This window comes from Streptomyces cathayae (genome assembly GCF_029760955.1).
GTDB lineage: Bacteria > Actinomycetota > Actinomycetes > Streptomycetales > Streptomycetaceae > Streptomyces > Streptomyces cathayae.
Genome location: NZ_CP121682.1, coordinates 2,910,409 through 2,929,387 on the forward strand (window position 1 = coordinate 2,910,409; position 18,979 = coordinate 2,929,387).

Here is an 18,979-nt window from a genome sequence, read left to right on the forward strand (position 1 = left end):
CACGCTGTCCGAGGGCGCTGCCCCCTTCCGCCCATGACCGCATCAGACGCTCTGCTCCGCCAGCTCGAGCAAGACCCGTCACCGGCTGCCGCGCTGGCCTGGCAGGCGACTTCGACATCGATCGTCGGGCCTCCGTCGAGGACCTTGCCCTCCCGTCGGGAAGGCCGCTGCACCCGCTAGCCGGCTGCGGCGCCGGCGGCACGTACTCCCTCTGCGGGGGAAGCCGGGGAGCGGCCTGCCCTGCATACCGACTCCGACCGAGAATTCAGTAGTGATAGCGGGCCGCGAGGATCACGATCTCCTTGTCCGTGACCAGGTAGACCAGGCGGTGCTCGTCGTCGATCCGCCGCGACCAGGCACCTGGCAAGTGGTACTTGAGCGGCTCGGGCTTACCGATCCCAGTGAAGGGGTCGCGTTTGACGTCCTCGATGAGCCTGTTGATCCGAGCGAGCATCTTGCGGTCGCTCCTGAGCCAGGACGTGTAGTCCTCCCAGCCCTGATCTTCGAAGACGAGCCTCACTCAGCACCCTCACTGGCCGCATCCGGCGAGTCGGGGTCGATCAGCTCTCGCTCTGACACGTTGATGTTGGCCAGAGCGTTCTCGTACGCCTTGAGCAACCGGCGAGCGTTCGCCGGCGAGCGCAGCAGGTACGAGCCCTCACGCAATGCCGCATAGTCCTCAGCCGAGATGAGCACGGCGTTGCCGTGTTTGGAAACGATCTCGATGGCCTCGTGGTTGTCGTTGACCTTCTTGATCAGCGGAAAGAGAGCCTTGCGGGCTTCGCTCGCAGTGATGGACATGACCTCACCCTTCCGGCAGCGGTACCGAATAACGTACCACTCTTGCTGCTCATGGACGGAGCGGACGCCCAGCGAAGGAGCAGACGTCCCAGCACCACCCCGGCACGGGCAACAACAAGAAGTCGGCCCCCGAAGTGACCGACCCCTTGCCGCCTGCGGACTTGACGAAGCTCTCGGCTTGAAGCAACGAACCGATCACACGTTGAAGCGAAATGCCCGAGCCCCCGATCCTGACCTGCGGCGGAGCCCCGCCCAGGGCGCTGACCAGTACTTTCGCCGTTTGTTTGCGTTGGCCGCCGACGGGCGTCTACGAGCATCCTGCGGACTGTTTACGGACCGGTGGGTCCTCCACCGGTCGGGAAACGCATGGCACCGGGACCAACTCGTCGATGAGACTGCGCTGGCGAGCCGGACAGAGGGACATCACACCGCCACGAGCCGGACGCGATCGCCGCACAGCTTGACCATGTCGTCGATATCGGAGGTCAACATGACCACGGGGCGGTGCTGCCGCAACGCGGCCTCGGCGACCGCGGCATCGATCGCATACTTGTGCCCGTGCAAACCGGCATCCATCAGCAGCTTCGAGGCCGCCCTCGCCTCCTCGTCGCCCACCGGGACCACGCGCAGTCCGGAGAGCACCCAGTTCAGGCGGGACTTGTTCGTACGGACATGGACGACCTCGATGACGGTGAGCGCACTGATCACGACCTCCATGCCGCGCGAGCGCGCCTCAGCAACCAGAGCCACCACCTGCTCGTCGTCGGCGAGGAACTTCGAGAGCCCCTCGCTGTCGAGGACCAGCGTCCCCTCGTGACTCAGCTTGCGGCGGGCCACTCGGCCTGCTCCGCGAACACCTCGTCGAAGACCTGCCGCGCCCGCTGACGAGCCTGCTCGGAGACCGGCCCCTTGCGGTTCTCGTAGTCCGCCAGGTACTCGTCCAGCACCTGGCCGCGCAGCTCACGCTCGACCGCCGCGGCGATGAACGCAGAGAACTCCCGCTTGCCCACCCGCGCACGGATCGCCTCCGCGGTCCCCTCCGGAAGCGACAGGCTCACCCGCGTCGCCGGCCCTTCCCCGATGCTGTACGCCGTCTCACCCATGACCCAAGTGTGTCAAACGAGTAGGAAAAGTGCTACGACCTGCGCCACCCACGCGGGAGCCACCCGGGAAAGGTCGGGAAAGAGTCGCCCGCCCCCTCTCGTCGCACGCCGCACAGTCCGCGACTCAGCACAGGAGTCGGCCACCATCCCGGCACAATCTCAGCACGGCGGGGATGACCAGGGATGATGACAGGTGAAGAGCAGGCAGGCTTCCCAGCACCCTCCCAGCACGGGAAACGACCAGGGGCCCGACCTCGAAAGGTCGGACTCCTCCTGACCTGTATGTTTATTAGATCAGTGACGTGACGGTACAGCGCCCGCTACACGTTGAAGCGGAACGTCCGAACCTCGATCCTGACCTGCGGCGGAGCCCCACACGAGCCTCTGACCAGGCGTTTCACCGTTTGGTTGCGTTGGCCTCCGACGGGCGTTTACGAGCGTCCTGCGGACTGTGTGCGGACCGGCTGGTCCTCCACCTGCCTGGAAATACACGGCGGATCCGCCGGCAGACGCCTGCGTGCTCGCGCCCTCCCCACCTTTGCCTTCCGGCCTACGCCCAGGTCGCCTTCAGCCAGGTCAGGTCCGTGCCCGCAGTGCGCCGAGTCTGCCGCTCACGCGTGAACAGCGCATCGGTCTTGGTCAGGACAAGCGTGTACGGGCGGCCCTGGCGCCGGGTCGAGTGGCTCACCGGAAGGCCCGCCAGGTCGATGGCACTGTGCACGTGCCGCCGTCCGTCCTTGGCCAGCGGCCACTCCCGAACCCGCTCGGTGGAGGAAGCGAGGAACGCGGCCAACGTGTCGCACAGCTCGCACCCGCCCACGTGCGTCCGCCCTCTCCCGGCGACGAGCCCACGGTCCGCTCCGCAGCCCGCCCAGGTGATCGACCAGTCGCCCTCGGCGCGCTGCGGGGTGGCGAGGAACGCCTCGAGGCGCCCGACGCAGTCCCGCGCGAGCAACGCGACCCCCGCCGCCCCGCGCACTTGTGCCGGCAGCTTCGCCGCCGCGCGCAGGGCCGGGACCACGCACTCCAGGACGGTGTCCGGGTATCCGCGCAGCGCCTGCGCAATCGCGGCCCGCCGCTCGTCCTCGGCCGCCTGCCAGACGCGTGCCAAGGGCGGGCCGAGTTCGGCCAGGCGCGGCCCGCGCTCCTCGGCCCGCGCCCGGGCGCACCACAGGCCCAGCTCTTCCTCCAGCCAGCGCCAGGCAGCGTCCGCGAGCAGCCGCGCCGTGTACGAGTCCCTAGCGGCGCGCAGTGCGTCGCACAGCTGGGGCAGGCCCTGCACCCACTCTCCACGGTCGGCCCCGGACACGCGCCAGACGCGCTGTGCGGGGAACCATCCCCCGACGAGTTCACGCATCCACTCTCTGCCGTACGCCCCGGCCACCGCGGCCAGCGCATCCGCGTGGTCCGGGGTGAGCACCTCCGCGTGGAACGGCTCCAGCAGCATCGCCGCCGTCCCGGGCACGCCCAGGCCGGCCGCGACCTCAAGGGCCGTACCCAGCGCTTCGGCCCGCGGCGCGGTCTGCGGCCAGAACGACGCCAGCGAGGCCGCATCGGCCCGGACCCTGTCCAGCTCCCCAGCCTCGATCCGGTCGCGCAGCTCGGCCAGCGCGCCTTCGGATCCGGCCTCGGCCCGGGCCGCGAACGCCCGCTCGTGCGGCCACAGCAGGACCGCGGAACGTCGGTACCAACGGTCAAGGGTGTTGCCGTAGTTACCCATGTAGCCCTCGTACTCCGACTGAAAGGGCTCCAGGTTCTTGTTCGGCGTGGAGGCACACCGCTCCTCGTAGGAGACGGGCAGACAGATCGCCTCGCCGCCCCCGCCGTCCGGGCGGGTCCACCAGCCGAGGGTGATCTCGTCGTCGATCAGGTCGTTGAGCTCGTAGTCCGCATAGTCGTCGGCGCCGCTCCCGGTGCCGGGGGCCAAGTCCTCCTCGTCCTCCTCATCACAGGAGTCGTCGTAGTAGTCGCGGTCCCACGGGTCACCGCCGCCGGGCGGGTAGGCGTCCCAGGTTTCCTTCACCTCGGCAAGCGCGAGCACCGCCTCGCAGCCGGCCCGCGCTGCAGCGGCACGCAGCAGCGCGGCGCGCTCGGCGTCCGCACCCTTGAGGCGGCTCCAGGACAGTCCGCGCTGGGTGTACTCGTGGTCGAGCAGGTAGACCAGCCGGTTCGGCGGAGGCAGTTCCCGGCCTCCCCAGCGCGGGAGGGCCGGCTCGGCGAAGTGTTCGGTCAGGCAAACCGCGAGGTCGGCGACCGGGCCGACGTCCCCGGACGCGTCCTCGTCCTCGGCTTCGGTGAGCAGATTGAAGGTAAGGGTCACCCGATAGCCCGACTTCACCGGCTTGACCTCGTGCCGGCAGTCGGCGTAGAAGGCGACGAAGGTCAGCCGCTCCTTCGACGCCTGGTAGACCCTGCTCTCACCGCCGTGCTCCACCACCAGTTCGCCGCCGGTGTGCGCCGAAGGCAGCGACACCACCAGCGTGCCCACCATCGCGTCGTCCTCCTCGGAGTCCTGGTGGGGAAGGAAGAACTGGCCCTTGCCGTACACGAGGAGCGCGTGCGGCTCGGCCCGCAGCCGGGTCTTCGCCGGTAGCCCGAGCTCGTCACGGAAGTACTCCAGGGCGGCGTCCAGCATCGGCACCCACCCTGTCCCGCCCAGCTCGAACCGGTCCGGAGTGATCTCCCAGGTGTCGCGGACACCGGGGTCGCTCAACGTCTCCTCACCGCGCCCGAACTTCGCCGACCGCGCCACCTCGATCAGCTTCTTCGTACGCGGCGCGCGCAGCGGAAGCGCCACCGGCCCAACGCCCTCCACGTCCAGCCGGAACGCGTCGGCCGGCGCGTTCATCCGGGCGGCGAACGAGCCGCCCGGGTCCGAGCCACCGAGCAGTCGCGCCAGCCGCCCCCGTGCCGAGATCGCCATGCCCCGCCCCCTTTTCACGTCCATGCCCCGCTTCGTGCCACCGGGGACACCCCGGCTTCCCTGGCGATCGTAGTGACGGCGGGCACCGCTCCCGCGCGAACGACCGACCGTCGGCACCGTGCTGGTCCTGTTCGACGGCGCGTCTACGGCTGCTCCCCTTGAAGCTCGGACCAGGCACATCAGCAATGACTTTCCGTTACCACCGCATGCGAGACAGGGCCGTTAAATCGACACACCCAAACCCGGCGGCCGAGCGGAAAAGGCTCAGGGGGGTCATCCCCACCCCCTCGAAACCCGCCCCACATCGACGCCATATAGGGGTATGGTGCTGGTATGGCTACCAAGAAGGTGACGATCACCCTCGATGAATCCTTGGTCGCGGCCCTGGCGGGCGCCGCCGAGGAAGAAGGCATCCCGCTGTCACGGCTCGTCGCCGGAGCAGCTGAGCGAGAGTTGCGGCTGCGAGCCGGACGGGCCGTGGTCCAGGAGTGGCAGGCGGAGCACGGAGGCTTCACCCCCGAAGAGCTCGCCGCCGCCCGCTCCGAGATGGCCGACGCCGACGCCGAGTACCTCAGCAGCTCGAGGGCCTCGGCCGCGTGAACATCCCCTACCTGTACGACGCCGGTGCGCTCATCGCCATCGACAACGGCGACCGGCACATGTGGGCCCGCCACCATCTGGCTCTGGAGGACGGCCGGGACATCCACGTCCCCTCTGTCGTCGTGAGCCAAGCGTGGCGGGACGCCCGGCGCCAGGTCCGGCTCGGCAAGTTCCTCGCCGGATGCGATGTCGCGCCCGTGGGCCTGGAGACCGCCAAGGCTGCGGGCATCCTGTGCGGCAAGGCAGGCACTGCCGATGTCGTCGACGCCACCGTCGTCGTCATGGCCGCCACCCTCGGCGCCATCATCTGGACCTCCGACCCGAACGACATCCACACCCTCATCGACGTCCAGGACATCAAGCCCGCCCCTGTCATCCGCACCGTCTGACCTCCCGTGATCCCAGGCCGACACCCGGCTGGAGGGTCAGCACCAAGTCAGCACACGACCCGGAAACGGCCCAAATCCGCAAGAGAAAACAGGAAGGGGCCAGACCCGAAGACCTGGCCCCTGACCTGGGGTTTCCTACCCCGACCAGCCGCTTTCGGCGATCAAGGAATCAGGCGCTACACGTTGAAGCAGAATGCCTGCCAACCGATCCTGACCTGCGGCGGAGCCCCATCTAGGCCTCTGACCTGGGATTTCCGCGTTGGCATGCGTTGACTCCCGACGGCTGTTTACGAGTGTCCTGCGGACTGGCTGCGGACTGGCCGGGGCGCCGAGCAGAGAAATCCATGGCGCACCGGCCGGACCTGCAACGAGACTGCGCACGTGAGCGACCGCTCCCCCTGTCCCTGCTGCGGGCACCGCGTGCTCGACGCCGTGCCCGGCTCCTCCGGGATCTGCCCCGTCTGCTTCCGGGAGGACGACGGGGTCCAGTTCCGCCGGCCGACCATGCCCGGCGGAGCGGACCAGGTCTCCTTGATCGAGGCCCAGCACGACTACCGGGACCTCGGCGCCTGCGACCAACCCGGCCGGCGGTACGCCCGCCCTCCGGCCGCGGACGAGCCGCTCGCAGTTCTGGCGGGTGGACGCCAGTCGCACGTACCGCATCTCCGGCACCGGCCCGAACTGGGAACTCGACTGGACCGCGCCCTGGCAGCACCTGGTCGAAGAGGCCCGCACCTGGTGCCTGCTGGAATCCTCCGAAGCCCCTGCCGGAGACAGCATCTTCGTCACCCCCACCTGGATCGACCGCACCGACCTGCACCCGGAAAGGTGAGGACCCATGCCGTTCCAGCACCCTGAGGAGATCGGCTTCGGCCATGTGATCAAGCGCTACGTGACGAGGAAAGACTCGCCTCATCCGCGCTACCTCGAACTGAACAGCTACCGGTTCCTACGCCCCGGATGGCCACACTCCAAGCGCTTCACGCGCCGTCTGCTCGACGACGCGGCCACGATCACCGACGCCGAACTGTCGGCCCTTCTCGGCTTCGAGTGGCGTGCGCGACTGACTGCGGCCTGGCTGATCGGCGTCGACCGCCGCGAAGCGTTCCGCGATCCGCTCGGCGATCTGCTCCTGGCCAGCGAGGTCTGCTACTCCGGCCGCGGATACTGCTTCGCCCTCGCCCGCCTCGGCACGCACGCGGACGCCGAGATCCTCACCGCCTACCTTGACCGCTACCTGCCCCGGACCGACCTCCGCTACGACCAGCCCGCAGCCCTCGGCGCCCTCCTCCGTCTCGACGCCCACCTCGGCACCCACCACGCCGACCGCTTCACCCAGCCCGACGGCCTCTGGGGCCAGTGGGTCAATGCCCTCGTCCACCTCCGCGACCAGTCCGGTTACACCCCCGACGAACAGCGGCGCTGGGCCGATCTCCAGTGCGAGTTCGCCAACGAGTAGTCACGTCTTCGATACCGAGGAGCGCTGCGGGACGCGCCGAGGATTGTTGCTTTGCCGGTGCCTGTCGTCCGCCTCGGCTGTCTTCCTCTTCACAGGTTCGCCGGAGTGGACCTTGCCTCATGCCCAGGGCACGCGTTCGGTCTCGCCGACCCACCCACCTTTCAGGGGTTTGGGCCAAGGAACAGAGCGGCCAGACGGGGAAGTCGACGGCTCATCTCCTTGTCGTCGTCGAAGTCGAAGTCCTCACCCATGTCAACCGCGTTGTCGCTCTCTGCATCAGCCCCGCGGAAACTGTGCCAGGCTTCGTAGAAGGCATCCGCATCACCCGTGATCCGCTCGAACGCCCCGCTGGCCGCATAGTTCACGCCCTCGTAGAACAGCACCTCGGAACGGTCCCGGACGTTCGCGGCCTGAACCACACCAGGGTGCGCCGCGAGGCTGTCGGGGTCAGTGGCCACGCGCTGGTACCACTGACAGCCCAAGGCGATCACACCAGCGCGGAAGTCCATGAAACTGTCGTCGGAGCACCCGCCTCCGATGAGGTAGGCAGCCGCCCACACATCCCAGCGATACAGGGCGTCGTGCAGCTCGTCGAAGCGTTCCGCATACTCCAAGATCTCCTGCCATGGTCTGTCCGCGAGCTGCTTGACGAGGACCTCGTCAAATGGCTCGCCCGTTTCGGCCGCCCCGGCTCGCGCGACTTCGATGACGTTCCAGAACGTGTCGATGTCCATGACCGCGCACTGTGCCACGACCCGATGACAATCGGTCCTGGCCACCCTGCCGACACCTGGCGGTTTCTGTCGGGTACACACGCGTCAGCAGTGGCGCCTCGAAGGCGGTGCGGCACGGGCGCTCGTCACGGTGGCTGCACGCGGCGTGCCAGCCTGCGGCCCCGGGTCTGGCACGGCGCTTCGATGTAACGGTAGGCCAGCAGGCACAGAGGCAGCAGCACGATGAAGAACGCCACTTCGAGCGCGGGGCTGTCCTGCCGCCGTCGACCGATCGTGCTGTCGATCACCGCCAGCAGTACCGGATGCACCAGATAAACCGAGTAGCTGATCGTTCCCAACCCGGTCAGCATCCGCGGTATGCGTCGGCGGCGCGACGCCAGTCCGGCTCCGAAGGTGAACACGGCCAGCAGGAACGCGATGATCCAGCCGCGCCGTGTGAAGTGGTCACCGTCGCCGTACCGGTACGCACTCCCCACGGCACAGGCGACCACGACGACGGCAGCGCCGGCCGCACAGCGCCGGCTGCTCTGACCGTTCTCAGCGCGGTAGGCGGCGGTGCCGAGGAACATCACGGCGAGGATCACCAGGCCCTCCCACAGCGGGACCGTGCTGTTGAACGAGACCAGGACGAGCGCCGTCACGCCGCCCAGCGCACCCCCGAACCCCCGGAGCACGGGCGACCCGGCGCTCGCACAGCACAGGGCGGCCCCCATGGCGATCGAGGCAAACGTGATCAGCGGGCCGGTGCCGACCAGACCGGACAGGGCAGAGGACGGCAGCACCACCCCTGCCGTCACGCTCACAGCGGCGAGTACGGCCAGAACGACGGCGACCGCCGCGGACTGCTGGTGGAGGCGGGCCGTGAAAAGAGCGACGACCAGCAGGTAGAAGGCCATCTCGTACGAGAGCGTCCACAGGACGAGCAGGAGGCTGGGTGTCCCCAGTAACTCCTGGAGCATGGTGGCGTGGGCGACAACCACGGTGGCAGCGCTCTGCTGACCGAAGTCACGTACCTCCGCGATGCCCAAGAGGTTCAGGGCGAGGAGCACCGTGACGACGGCCGCCCACAGTGGGTACACACGGAAGATCCGTCCGATCCAGAACGTCCGGACGCAGCCCCGGCGCTCCAGCGACGCGGGGATGATGTAGCCGCTCACCAGGAAGAACACCATGATGCCGTAGCGGCTGGTGTTGAACTGCGGCATCAACTCCCGTCGGAAGTCCGCCATGAAGGTGTACGACGAATGGTCGAACACCACGACGAGTGCGGCGATGCCGCGCAACGCGTCCAGCCAGCCCAACCGCGACGGACCGGCCGTCGATATCACCTTCAGCAATCGCTCTGCAGCGGAAGGCGAGGGTACTGGTGCGGCAGGAACGAGAGGTGGGGATTCCATGCGTGGGCAGAGTCCTCTTCGGTGAGGTGTCGGTCGGGCTTGTCGTGAGGCGGGTGTCGGCGGGGTCCGCAATGGGCGGAAGGAGAGCGCCCAGCCTTCGACCCTGCCGACGCGCTCGCAGGCCGCCCTGCCGCTCGCCGACGACCGGCAGGGCGTTCCCCGCAGAGCGGTCCCCCGCGCCGCTCACCTCACCGAGTTCAGCGGCCGGGGCATTGTTCGGCAGTACCGTTCCGGCGGCCGAACAATGAGACGGGGGCCCGAGCCTTTCGTGTCATAGAGGGTGCATGGATTGGCTGCCCGCTCCGATGCGGGGCGGCTGGAGGGGGTGAAGGTGTGACGGGGCGTCGTGAGGTGCCGGTGGATCCGGCGGCGGGTCCGGTGCAGCGGTTCGCGTTCGAGTTGCGCAAGCTGCGGGCGGAGGCGGACGGGATCACCTACCGGGCACTGGCCCGGCGGGCGGGATACTCGGTGACCACGCTGTCGCAGGCGGCGGCGGGCGAGCGGTTGCCGACGCTGCCGGTGGCCCTGGCCTATGCGGGGGCGTGCGGTGGAGACCTGACGGAATGGGAGGCCCGGTGGAAGGAGGCGGTGGAGGAGGCCGCCGGTGACGGCTCTCGGAACGACGACGGACCACGTGTGCCCTACCGGGGTCTGGCACGGTTCGAGCCCGGGGACAGCGGCCTGTTCTTCGGCCGGGAACAGCTCACCGCCGACCTGGTCGACCTGCTGCGCCGCCGGCGGTTCGCCGCGGTCTTCGGCCCCTCCGGCAGCGGCAAGTCCTCCCTGCTGCGGGCCGGCCTGTTACCCGTCCTGCGCCGCACTCAGGAGCCGGGCCTGCGCCCGGCCGCGATCCGGATCCTCACCCCGGGCGAACACCCCGCCCGCAGCCACGCCCCCCTCCTGACACCCACGATTCCCCGCGACGGCAGCGCCGCAGCGGACACGTTCGTGATCGTCGACCAGTTCGAGGAGGTCTTCACCCTCTGCCACGATGCCGCCGAGCGTGCCCGCTTCATCGACCTGCTGCTGACGGCCCGGCAACCCGAGAGCCGCCTGCGGGTGCTGCTGGCGGTGCGCGGCGACTTCTACGGCCGCTGCGCCGAGCACCGCGACCTGGCCGACGCACTGCGCGATGCCAATCTCCTGGCCGGAGCGATGAGCCGGGCGGAGCTGCGCGACGCCGTCGTCAAGCCGGCCACGGCCGCCGGACTGACCGTGGAACGCGCCCTCACCACCCGGCTGGTCGAGGAGGTCGCCGACGCTCCGGGCGGGCTGCCGCTGCTGTCCCACGCGTTGCTGGAGACCTGGCGCCGCCGCCGCGGCAAGACACTGACCATGGCGGGGTACGAGGCGGCCGGATGCCTGGACGGCGCGATCGCCAAGACCGCCGAGGGGGTCTACGGCCGGTTCACCGAAGTGCAGGCGGCTGCCACTCGCCGGGTGTTGCTGCGCCTGGTCGCCCCCGGTGACGGCGCCCCCGACACCCGCCGTCCCGTCGAGCGCGCGGAACTGCCCGGCACCGGCCGGGACGACACCGCCCAGGCGACCGCCCAGGTGCTGGAGGCACTCGCCGGGGCGCGGCTGCTCACCCTGGACGGTGACACGGTCGAGATGGCCCACGAGGCCCTGATCACGGCCTGGCCCCGGCTACGCGGGTGGATCGAGGAGGACCGCGAACGCCTGCGTGCGCACCGGAACCTGACCGAAGCGGCCCATGCCTGGCAGGAACTGAGGCGCGAAAAGGGTGCTTTGCTCCGGGGAAGCCGACTCGCCACCGCTCAGGAGCACTTCGGCCGCGCACCGCGCGAGGACCTGACCGACGTGGAGCACGCCTTCCTCGACGCCAGCCACGGCCACGAGCGGAAGGACCGTCGCCGGTCCCGGCTGGTGCTCACCGCGGTCACCGCCGCCCTGTGCCTCGCCCTCGTCGCCGCCGGCCTCGCCGTGGGGCAGCGGCAGAGCGCGGTCACCGCCCAGCACCTGGCCCAGTCCCGGCAGCTGGCCGCCCAGTCCGGCACGCTGCTGGACTCCGAACCCGACCTCGCCTCACTGCTCGCCGTCCACGCCTACCGCACCAGCCCGACCCGTGAAGCCACCGCCGCCCTGTATGCCGCCGCGGCGCTACCGCTGCGCAAGCGCCTGACCAGCGGCACCGAACCCGTGCATTCCCTCGCCCTCAGCCCGGACGGACACACCCTCGCCGCCCACGGCAAAGACGGCAAAGTGCGGATCTGGGACCTTCCCGGAGGCCGGCTCCGCCACACGTTCACCGGCCTCGACCACAGCGAAGTCGCGGCGTTCAGCCCCGACGGACGTACCCTCGCTGTCGCCGGCGTCGGTGGCGACGACGCGATGATAGGCCTGTGGGATCCGGTCACCGGCAGGAAACTCGGGACCTTCACCGTCCCCGACGGTTCGGTACGCGGGATGGCCTTCAGCCCTGACGGGCGTAGCGTGGCCGCCTCCTCCTCGGCGGCCGTACGGGTGTGGGACGTGGCCACCGGCCGCACGCGGCACAGTTTCACCGGCCGCCTCCACCCGCAGGCGGTCGCCTTCGGCCCTGACGGACGTACCGTTGCCGCGGCAGGTCTCAACAGACAGGTGCGGGTGTGGGACATGGCCACCGGCCGCACCCGGACCGTCCACGACAGCCAGGGTGAGGGCGACGCGGTGGTTTTCAGTCCTGACGGCCGAACATACGTGGTTGGCCGCACCGATGGTGTGGTGCAACTGCGGGAGGTGGCCACCGGCATCGTCCGGCACACCCTCAGGGACGGTCCCGTCAGGGAAGGACTCATCAGCTTGAACGAGGTGGCCTTCGCCCCGGACGGACGGACCCTCGCCATTCCGGGCCCTGGAGACACCGTACGACTGTGGGACACCGCCTCCGGCACGGCGCGGGCCACCGTGACCGCCGGTCACCACGGGCGGGGGATCATGACAGTGGCCCTCAGCGCGGACGGCCGCACCCTGGTCACCAGCAGCAACTCGGACCCCACCGTCCGCGTCCACCACCTGTCCGCCGATCACCCGCGGACCACTCTGCCCGGCCGTGCCGGCACGTACATCGCCGACATGGCATTCAGTCCGGACGGACGCACGGTGGCCGCGGTTCGCCAAGGGCCGCCCGGCCATGGGTCGGTACAGCTCTGGGATGCCAGGACCGGCGAGCGCGAAGCCACACTGGCGCTCGACACCGGCCCGGCGCCCCGGGGAGAGCAGCTGCCCTTCACGGTTTCCCGCCTCGGGGCTGTGGGGTTCAACCCGACCGGGCGCGCCCTGGCTGCCCGGGCCACCGAGAACGGGGTGATCGAGGTCCGGGACGTCGCCACGGGCCGCCTCCGCCAGAGCCGTGCCCGGGGCGCCACCGAAACGGCGGTCTTCAGCCCCGACGGGACACGGCTCGCCCTCGTCGGCGGGGAGGGATCGGTGCGGATCTGGCACCTTTCCACCGGCGCACTGCACACCGTCCGCACCAGCCGCGGTCGATCCGTCAGGATGGTGGCGTTCACCCCGGACGGCCGCACACTCGCCGTCGTGACCATCGAGGCCGACGGCGAACGGGTCACGCTGCTCGACGCCACCACCGGCCGCACACAGCGCACCATCGAGCCGGGCACCCGGAGCCCGCTGTCCCTCGCGTTCAGCCCGGGCGGACACACCCTGGCCACCGTGAGCGGCAGCAACGGACTCGTGAAGACGTGGGATGCGCGCACCGGTCGGCTCCAGGACAGCTTCCGGATCGGCGGTGAGGTGGCGTCGCTGGCTTTCAGCACCGATGGACGCACCCTGGCCGCAAGCAGCGCAAGAGGAGTCCATCTGTGGGACCTCGCCACCAGCCGGCCCAGAGTCACCCTGCCGGCCCGCTCGCACACAGCAGTGGCGTTCAGCCCGGACGGGCGGACCCTGGCCATCGGCGCGGGCAGCTCCGTCGAGCTGTGGAACGTCGACCTGCCCGATCCCGTCCGCGCGCTCCGCACCGTCTGCGAGGCCGTCGACAGCGCTCTCACCTCTCTGGAACAGTCCCGCTACCTGTACGGCCGATCCACCGAAACCGGCTGCCCGCCGACCGCACGACAGGACCTCACCGAGCGTTCTACAACCTCACGCTGACGCGTGGTGAAGAACAAGAACGGCCTTGACGACGCCGGTGATGCGGTCGGTGCTGGATGAGACTGCGTAGGCGAGCCGTCGGTGTCCCCACCCTTGCTGGGGGCACCTCGTACTCGACGAGATGCCCGGGCATACGTGTTCTCCCCTGCTGTCCTGGATCAGTCCACATGGTCGAGCACTTCGGCCGCCGCTCGCGGATCCATGATGTTGGACCACGCCTGTTCCGCCGGCAGAAGCTCCCTTTCGGGGAGGGCGTATTCCGGGTACCAGCCCTCCACCTCACAGCCAGGAACGTTGCGCAGGATGATGGTCGTGAGGTTCGGCGGCACAGAGCCGGTGATCCGTACGGCAAGGTACGTCTCATGGCCGTCATCGGCGCGGACCTGCAGCCCCAAGGTGAAGGTGTCGAAGTCGACGGCGTGCTCGCGGCCGTCCCGCAGAGTGGCTCGCACCAGGTCGAGCAGAGTCGTGCGCAGCCGGCGGACGAAGCGGACACCTGCTTCGGCCCGATATCGGATGTGGTCCTCTCTCGTCGGCAGAAAGTGCGTCGTGGACGTGACGGTCTTCAGCGCCTCGGCATGCGTGGCGTTGTACTGCGCACGAGCCGCTTTCCCCTCCGCCTCCAGCTTGGCGTAGAAGTCGTCCCCCGAACCGTCCTCCCGCCTCCCGGCCGCCACCAGCCACGGAAGATCCGCGTCTATCCAGACGGCTCCACGCCAGCGCTGCACCTTGACCTTGAACAACACCTGGTCGTCGATGGCGCGGATGCGCTCGTGCTTGGCCTCGGCATCGACGAACTGTTCCGCCGCCTTGGCAACGATCGGGTGGTCGGTCTCGTCCAGTGTCGCAGTGACCGGCGGAAGCGGGAGATCGAGGTCCTCCTGCAGACAGCGCAGGGTGGGGCGTGCTGAGCGCATCAGGTTCCCGATTCCGTTACTCGTCGATCCCGCCGACCGCGTCGATCTCCTCCGCAGTCAGCCCGGTCAGCAGCATCACGTCCGACTTGAGCGACCCGTCGAGGACCTGGAGCGCTTCGACCATGCCGGCCCTCAGGTCCTCCCGCCTCTGCTCCAAGTAGACCCGCACGGCCTCAGCGACAAGGTCCTTCTTCGTCAGGCCCAGAAAATGCGCGCCCTGGCTGATCAACTGATCTGTCTCCGGATCCACCTTCAGCGGGGACTGCCGGACCGTCTTCGGCGTTGCCACCATGACTCTCACCTCCAAAGCCATGGTACCCAAGTACCTCATGCGCCTTCTGTCGAGCCCTTGTCGAGCGGCACTGTAGAAACAGTGTGCATACAGCCGTCATCGCAGGTGAACCAGCATGGCGCCGTCAGCACAGGGCGCCAAGAAGGCCGGAACCACCGAGCGGGACAAGAAGGGGCCGGATCTGAGACCCGGCCCCTTACTCAGGGTTTTACCCCCTTGACCTGCACCTCGGCAGATCAAGGAATCCACCGCTACACGTTGAAGCGGAACTCCACCACGTCGCCGTCCTGCATGACGTAGTCCTTGCCCTCCATGCGGGCCTTGCCCTTGGCGCGGGCCTCGGCGACCGAGCCGGTTTCGACGAGGTCGGCGAAGGAGATGACCTCCGCCTTGATGAAGCCCTTCTGGAAGTCGGTGTGGATGACTCCGGCGGACTCGGGGGCGGTGGCGCCGCGCTTGATGGTCCAGGCGCGGGATTCCTTCGGGCCGGCCGTGAGGTACGTCTGCAGGCCGAGGGTGTTGAAGCCGACGCGGGCGAGGGTGGCGAGGCCGGGCTCCTCGGCGCCGACCGACTCCAGGAGCTCCATGGCGTCCTCCTCGTCCAGTTCGGCGAGGTCCGCCTCCAGCTTGGCGTTGAGGAAGATCGCCTCGGCGGGGGCGACCAGGGCGCGCTGCTCGTTCTTGAAGTCCTCGTCGGTCAGCTCGTCCTCGTCGACGTTGAAGACATAGAGGAAGGGCTTGGTGGTGAGCAGGTGCAGGTCGTGCAGGGGCTCGGCACGCTCGCTGCCCTGGAGGATGCCGTGCGCGAAGAGCGTGTCGCCCTTCTCCAGGATCTCCTTGGCCTCCTCGACCGCCTTGACCTTGGGCGCGATGTCCTTCTTGATCCGCGACTCCTTCTGCAGGCGCGGCAGGACCTTCTCGATGGTCTGCAGGTCGGCGAGGATCAGCTCGGTGTTGATCGTCTCGATGTCGTCCTTCGGCGAGACCTTGCCGTCGACGTGGACGACGTTCTCGTCCTTGAAGGCACGGATGACCTGGCAGATCGCGTCGGACTCGCGGATGTTCGCCAGGAACTTGTTGCCGAGTCCCTCGCCCTCGCTGGCGCCGCGCACGATGCCCGCGATGTCGACGAAGTCGACCGTCGCCGGGAGGATCCGCTGGGAGCCGAAGATCTCCGCGAGCTTCGTCAGGCGGGCGTCGGGGACACCGACCACGCCGACGTTCGGCTCGATGGTGGCGAACGGGTAGTTGGCCGCCAGCACGTCGTTCTTGGTCAGGGCGTTGAACAGGGTCGACTTGCCGACATTCGGCAGGCCGACGATTCCGATCGTGAGCGACACGTTGCGACTTCCCGTACGTGAGGTTGGGGGACGAGGACCCGACGACTGGTCTGCGTGGGCCGATCCACCAGTCTACGGCGTGCCCGCCCTCCTCCCCGGCGACCTGTCGAACGTCTGGACGGTCTTCGCTTTCCGGCGTGTCTGACGGGCTATTCGGCACATAAACAGACCTAAGTTGGTCCAGTGGAGCAACCCAGGACGCGAGCCGCCCGGTACGGACCGCGACGCGACAGGCCGCCCAGGCCTCCCCGGCCGCCGCTGCCCCCGCAGGCGGGGCGGGCACCCGGGGGCGGGGTCGCGCGGTCCGCACGGCCCGCCGCCCGCCCGGTGCCGGGACGGTCGGCGCCAGGTCGCCCGGCGCCCGGAGGGCCGGCGCCGGGCCGTCCGGCCCGGGCCCGGCGGCCCGTTCTCCCTGCCGCCCGGAACCTGCCGAACCCCCGGCTCACCGGGCTGGGCGGCGGGCTGTTCTGCGGCTTCGTGATGCTGACGCTCGGGTTCCTCGTCGCGCTGCTGTTCGGGTCGGTCCAGACCGTGTACGGCGTCCTGTTCCTGCCGGTGTGCGTGCTGACGGCGCTGTGGGTGCGCGAGGAGGACCTGCTCACCGCGCCCGTGATCGTCCCGATCGCCTTCGCCCTGGGGCTGCTTCCCCTGGTCGACGACGGTGGGAGCGGCGGCTGGCTGATGGGCATGGTGACCGGCCTCGCCACCCAGGCCGGCTGGTTGTACGGGGGCACCCTCGTCGCCGGTGCGATCGTGCTCGGCCGGAGGATGCGGACGGTCCGCGTACTCAACCGCCGGGCCGCCGCCGCCCGCAGCCGACTCCGGGCCTGAACTGCTCCGGGCCTGAACCGCTCCGGGCCGGAACTGTTCCGGGCCTGAACGGCTTCCGAGCTCGAGCGGCGGACCGGACCCGGCGCACGCTCCGGGTCCGGAGCAGACTCCGGACCCGGTCCGCCGCGGGGCGTCACACGCCCGTGGCCGCCCGCATCGCCGCCCCGACGATGCCCGCGTTGTTCTGCAGCCGCGCCGGGACGACCTCGGCCTTGATGCCGTGGATGTGGTGCAGGAACCTGTCGGACTTGCGGCTGACGCCGCCGCCGATGACGATCAGCTCCGGCGAGAACAGCATCTCCACATGGGCCAGGTACTTCTGCACCCGTCGTGCCCAGTGCTCCCACGTCAGCTCGTGGTCCTCCTTGGCCTTGCTGGAGGCCCGCTTCTCCGCCTCGTGGCCGTTCAGCTCCAGATGGCCGAGCTCCGTGTTGGGGACGAGGAGGCCGTCCACGAACACGGCGCTGCCGATCCCCGTGCCGAAGGTCAGCAGGATGACCGTGCCCCGGCGGCCCCGGCCGGCGCCGAAGTGCACCTCGGCGATGCCCGCCGCGTCCGCGTCGTTGACCACCGTCACGGGCATGCCGCCCAGTCGGTCGCCGAGCAGCATGCGCGCGTCGGTGTCGACCCAGCTCTTGTCGACGTTGGCCGCCGAACGGACCGTGGTGCCGTCGGTGACCACGCCGGGGAAGGTGACCCCGACCGGTCCGGACCAGCCGAAGTGGTCGACGACCTCCTTGACACCGTCGGCCACCGCGTCCGGCGTGGACGGGTGCGGGGTGAGGACCTTGTGGCGCTCCTGCGCGAGGTCCCCCTTGTCCAGGTCGACCGGGGCACCCTTGATCCCGGAACCGCCGATGTCCACACCGAAGATCTGCATGGACCTACGGTATGCCGGACGGCGGACGGTCACCGCACCGGATGCCGCCGCCCTCCGGAACCCTCCGGAACCTTCACGGGGGTCACCCCGCGGAGTGCGCCCCCGGCCCGTCCGACCCGGTGCCGCCGCGCTCCGCCACCAGCGCCGCCGCCTCGTCGCGCAGGTCGCGACGGAGCTCCTTGGGCAGCGAGAAGATGATGGACTCCTCGGCGGCCTTGACGATCTCGACGTCCTCGAAGCCGCGCTGCGCGAGCCATTCCAGGACCTGCTCGACCAGGACCTCCGGCACCGAGGCGCCCGAGGTCAGGCCGACCGTGGAGACGCCCTCCAGCCATGCCTCGTCGATCTCGTCGGCGAAGTCCACCAGGTGGGCGTCGCGGGCGCCCGCGAGCTTGGCGACCTCGACGAGCCGTACGGAGTTGGAGGAGTTCCGGGAGCCGACCACGATGACCAGGTCGGCCTCGGCGCCCATCTGCTTGACCGCGAGCTGACGGTTCTGCGTGGCGTAGCAGATGTCGTCGCTGGGCGGGGAGATCAGCTGGGGGAACTTGCCCTTGAGGGCGTCGACGGTCTCCATGGTCTCGTCCACCGAGAGGGTGGTCTGGGAGAGCCAGACCACCTTCGACGGGTCGCGGACCTCGACCTTGGCGACGTCCTCGGGGCCGTCGACGAGCTGGATGTGGTCGGGCGCCTCGCCGGAGGTGCCGATGACCTCCTCGTGGCCCTCGTGCCCGATCAGGAGGATGTCGTAGTCCTCCTGGGCGAACCGGACCGCTTCCTTGTGCACCTTGGTGACCAGCGGGCAGGTCGCGTCGATGGTGGCGAGCCGGCCGCGCTCGGCCTCCTCGTGGACCACGGGGGCCACTCCGTGCGCGGAGAACATGACGATGTTGCCCGGGGGCACCTCCTCCGTCTGTTCGACGAAGACGGCTCCCTTCTTCTCCAGGGTCTGCACGACGTATTTGTTGTGCACGATCTCGTGCCGGACGTAGACGGGGGCCCCGTACTGCTCGAGGGCCTTCTCGACGGCGATCACGGCGCGGTCCACGCCCGCGCAGTAGCCCCGGGGGGCGGCGAGCAGGACACGGCGGCCAGACGAAGCGGTCATGCGTCCCATCGTAAGGGCCACGTCCGGCGGGCCGGTGATCGCGTCCGGGGAAGGGGAAGGGGTGCGGGCCGGTGGACGGGAGGGCCCGCGTT

Annotated in this window: 18 protein-coding genes and 1 pseudogene; 7 read left to right on the forward strand and 12 right to left on the reverse strand. The window is 69.5% G+C overall.

Going from position 1 to position 18,979, the window contains the following annotated elements:
* Nucleotides 1-265: 265 nt before the first annotated feature.
* The 5 genes from PYS65_RS13035 to PYS65_RS13055 form a co-directional block, all read right to left on the reverse strand.
* Complete coding sequence (locus PYS65_RS13035; protein ID WP_279334128.1) at nucleotides 266-520, reverse strand: Txe/YoeB family addiction module toxin; 255 nt, start codon at nucleotides 518-520, stop codon at nucleotides 266-268.
* Nucleotides 517-801, reverse strand: a complete 285-nt coding sequence (locus PYS65_RS13040; protein WP_279334129.1) for a type II toxin-antitoxin system Phd/YefM family antitoxin — start codon at nucleotides 799-801, stop codon at nucleotides 517-519. The genes PYS65_RS13035 and PYS65_RS13040 overlap by 4 nt, the downstream gene beginning before the upstream one ends.
* A gap of 423 nt (nucleotides 802-1,224) precedes the next feature.
* The gene (locus PYS65_RS13045; protein ID WP_279334130.1) at nucleotides 1,225-1,638 is read right to left on the reverse strand and encodes a PIN domain-containing protein; all 414 of its coding nucleotides are present in this window, start codon (nucleotides 1,636-1,638) and stop codon (nucleotides 1,225-1,227) included.
* On the reverse strand, nucleotides 1,620-1,904 hold the full coding sequence (locus PYS65_RS13050) for a hypothetical protein (protein WP_279334131.1): 285 nt from the start codon (nucleotides 1,902-1,904) through the stop codon (nucleotides 1,620-1,622). Before PYS65_RS13050 ends, PYS65_RS13045 begins: the two co-directional genes overlap by 19 nt.
* Before the next feature lie 550 nt (nucleotides 1,905-2,454).
* On the reverse strand, nucleotides 2,455-4,827 hold the full coding sequence (locus tag PYS65_RS13055) for a 2OG-Fe(II) oxygenase (protein WP_279334132.1): 2,373 nt from the start codon (nucleotides 4,825-4,827) through the stop codon (nucleotides 2,455-2,457).
* 333 nt (nucleotides 4,828-5,160) lie between these two features.
* Between PYS65_RS13055 and PYS65_RS13060 the strand changes: the two genes are divergently transcribed.
* The 5 genes and pseudogenes from PYS65_RS13060 to PYS65_RS13080 all read left to right on the forward strand — a co-directional run bounded on the left by PYS65_RS13060 (nucleotide 5,161) and on the right by PYS65_RS13080 (nucleotide 7,275).
* Nucleotides 5,161-5,427, forward strand: coding sequence for a hypothetical protein (locus PYS65_RS13060; RefSeq protein WP_109376801.1), 267 nt, complete (start codon nucleotides 5,161-5,163; stop codon nucleotides 5,425-5,427).
* Nucleotides 5,424-5,816, forward strand: coding sequence for a PIN domain-containing protein (locus PYS65_RS13065; RefSeq protein WP_279334133.1), 393 nt, complete (start codon nucleotides 5,424-5,426; stop codon nucleotides 5,814-5,816). Before PYS65_RS13060 ends, PYS65_RS13065 begins: the two co-directional genes overlap by 4 nt.
* Nucleotides 5,817-6,248: 432 nt before the next feature.
* Nucleotides 6,249-6,374, forward strand: a pseudogene (locus PYS65_RS13070) (CPCC family cysteine-rich protein); the annotation flags it as partial.
* 79 nt (nucleotides 6,375-6,453) lie between these two features.
* Nucleotides 6,454-6,648 (forward strand): hypothetical protein, encoded by a 195-nt coding sequence (locus PYS65_RS13075; protein WP_279338169.1) that lies wholly within the window; start codon nucleotides 6,454-6,456, stop codon nucleotides 6,646-6,648.
* A 6-nt stretch (nucleotides 6,649-6,654) separates the two neighbouring features.
* Nucleotides 6,655-7,275, forward strand: coding sequence for a DUF6000 family protein (locus PYS65_RS13080; protein WP_279334134.1), 621 nt, complete (start codon nucleotides 6,655-6,657; stop codon nucleotides 7,273-7,275).
* Nucleotides 7,276-7,436: 161 nt separating this feature from the next.
* Here PYS65_RS13080 and PYS65_RS13085 read toward each other — a convergent pair whose 3' ends face one another.
* Nucleotides 7,437-8,009 (reverse strand): DUF4240 domain-containing protein, encoded by a 573-nt coding sequence (locus PYS65_RS13085; protein WP_279334135.1) that lies wholly within the window; start codon nucleotides 8,007-8,009, stop codon nucleotides 7,437-7,439.
* Between the two features lie 125 nt (nucleotides 8,010-8,134).
* A complete protein-coding gene (locus PYS65_RS13090; RefSeq protein ID WP_388703025.1) occupies nucleotides 8,135-9,406 on the reverse strand; it encodes an acyltransferase family protein in 1,272 nt (423 codons plus the stop codon).
* A gap of 333 nt (nucleotides 9,407-9,739) precedes the next feature.
* On the opposite strand from PYS65_RS13090, the gene PYS65_RS13095 reads away from it, so the two are divergent.
* Nucleotides 9,740-13,519, forward strand: coding sequence for an nSTAND1 domain-containing NTPase (locus PYS65_RS13095; protein WP_279334136.1), 3,780 nt, complete (start codon nucleotides 9,740-9,742; stop codon nucleotides 13,517-13,519).
* Between the two features lie 158 nt (nucleotides 13,520-13,677).
* Here the strand turns inward: PYS65_RS13095 and PYS65_RS13100 are convergent, their stop codons facing one another.
* The 3 genes from PYS65_RS13100 to ychF all read right to left on the reverse strand — a co-directional run bounded on the left by PYS65_RS13100 (nucleotide 13,678) and on the right by ychF (nucleotide 16,068).
* A complete protein-coding gene (locus tag PYS65_RS13100) occupies nucleotides 13,678-14,436 on the reverse strand; it encodes a hypothetical protein (protein WP_279334137.1) in 759 nt (252 codons plus the stop codon).
* A gap of 16 nt (nucleotides 14,437-14,452) precedes the next feature.
* Nucleotides 14,453-14,728 (reverse strand): hypothetical protein, encoded by a 276-nt coding sequence (locus tag PYS65_RS13105; RefSeq protein ID WP_279334138.1) that lies wholly within the window; start codon nucleotides 14,726-14,728, stop codon nucleotides 14,453-14,455.
* A 251-nt stretch (nucleotides 14,729-14,979) separates the two neighbouring features.
* Nucleotides 14,980-16,068, reverse strand: a complete 1,089-nt coding sequence (gene ychF, locus PYS65_RS13110) for a redox-regulated ATPase YchF (RefSeq protein ID WP_279334139.1) — start codon at nucleotides 16,066-16,068, stop codon at nucleotides 14,980-14,982.
* 183 nt (nucleotides 16,069-16,251) lie between these two features.
* On the opposite strand from ychF, the gene PYS65_RS13115 reads away from it, so the two are divergent.
* A complete protein-coding gene (locus tag PYS65_RS13115) occupies nucleotides 16,252-16,899 on the forward strand; it encodes a DUF6542 domain-containing protein (RefSeq protein WP_279334140.1) in 648 nt (215 codons plus the stop codon).
* Nucleotides 16,900-17,032: 133 nt separating this feature from the next.
* On the opposite strand, the gene ppgK is transcribed toward PYS65_RS13115, so the two are convergent.
* Both ppgK and PYS65_RS13125 read right to left on the reverse strand, forming a co-directional pair.
* Entirely contained in the window at nucleotides 17,033-17,779 is a 747-nt protein-coding gene (ppgK, locus tag PYS65_RS13120) for a polyphosphate--glucose phosphotransferase (protein ID WP_279334141.1), read from the reverse strand.
* An 82-nt stretch (nucleotides 17,780-17,861) separates the two neighbouring features.
* Nucleotides 17,862-18,896, reverse strand: coding sequence for a 4-hydroxy-3-methylbut-2-enyl diphosphate reductase (locus PYS65_RS13125; protein WP_279334142.1), 1,035 nt, complete (start codon nucleotides 18,894-18,896; stop codon nucleotides 17,862-17,864).
* Between the last annotated feature and the right edge of the window lie 83 nt (nucleotides 18,897-18,979).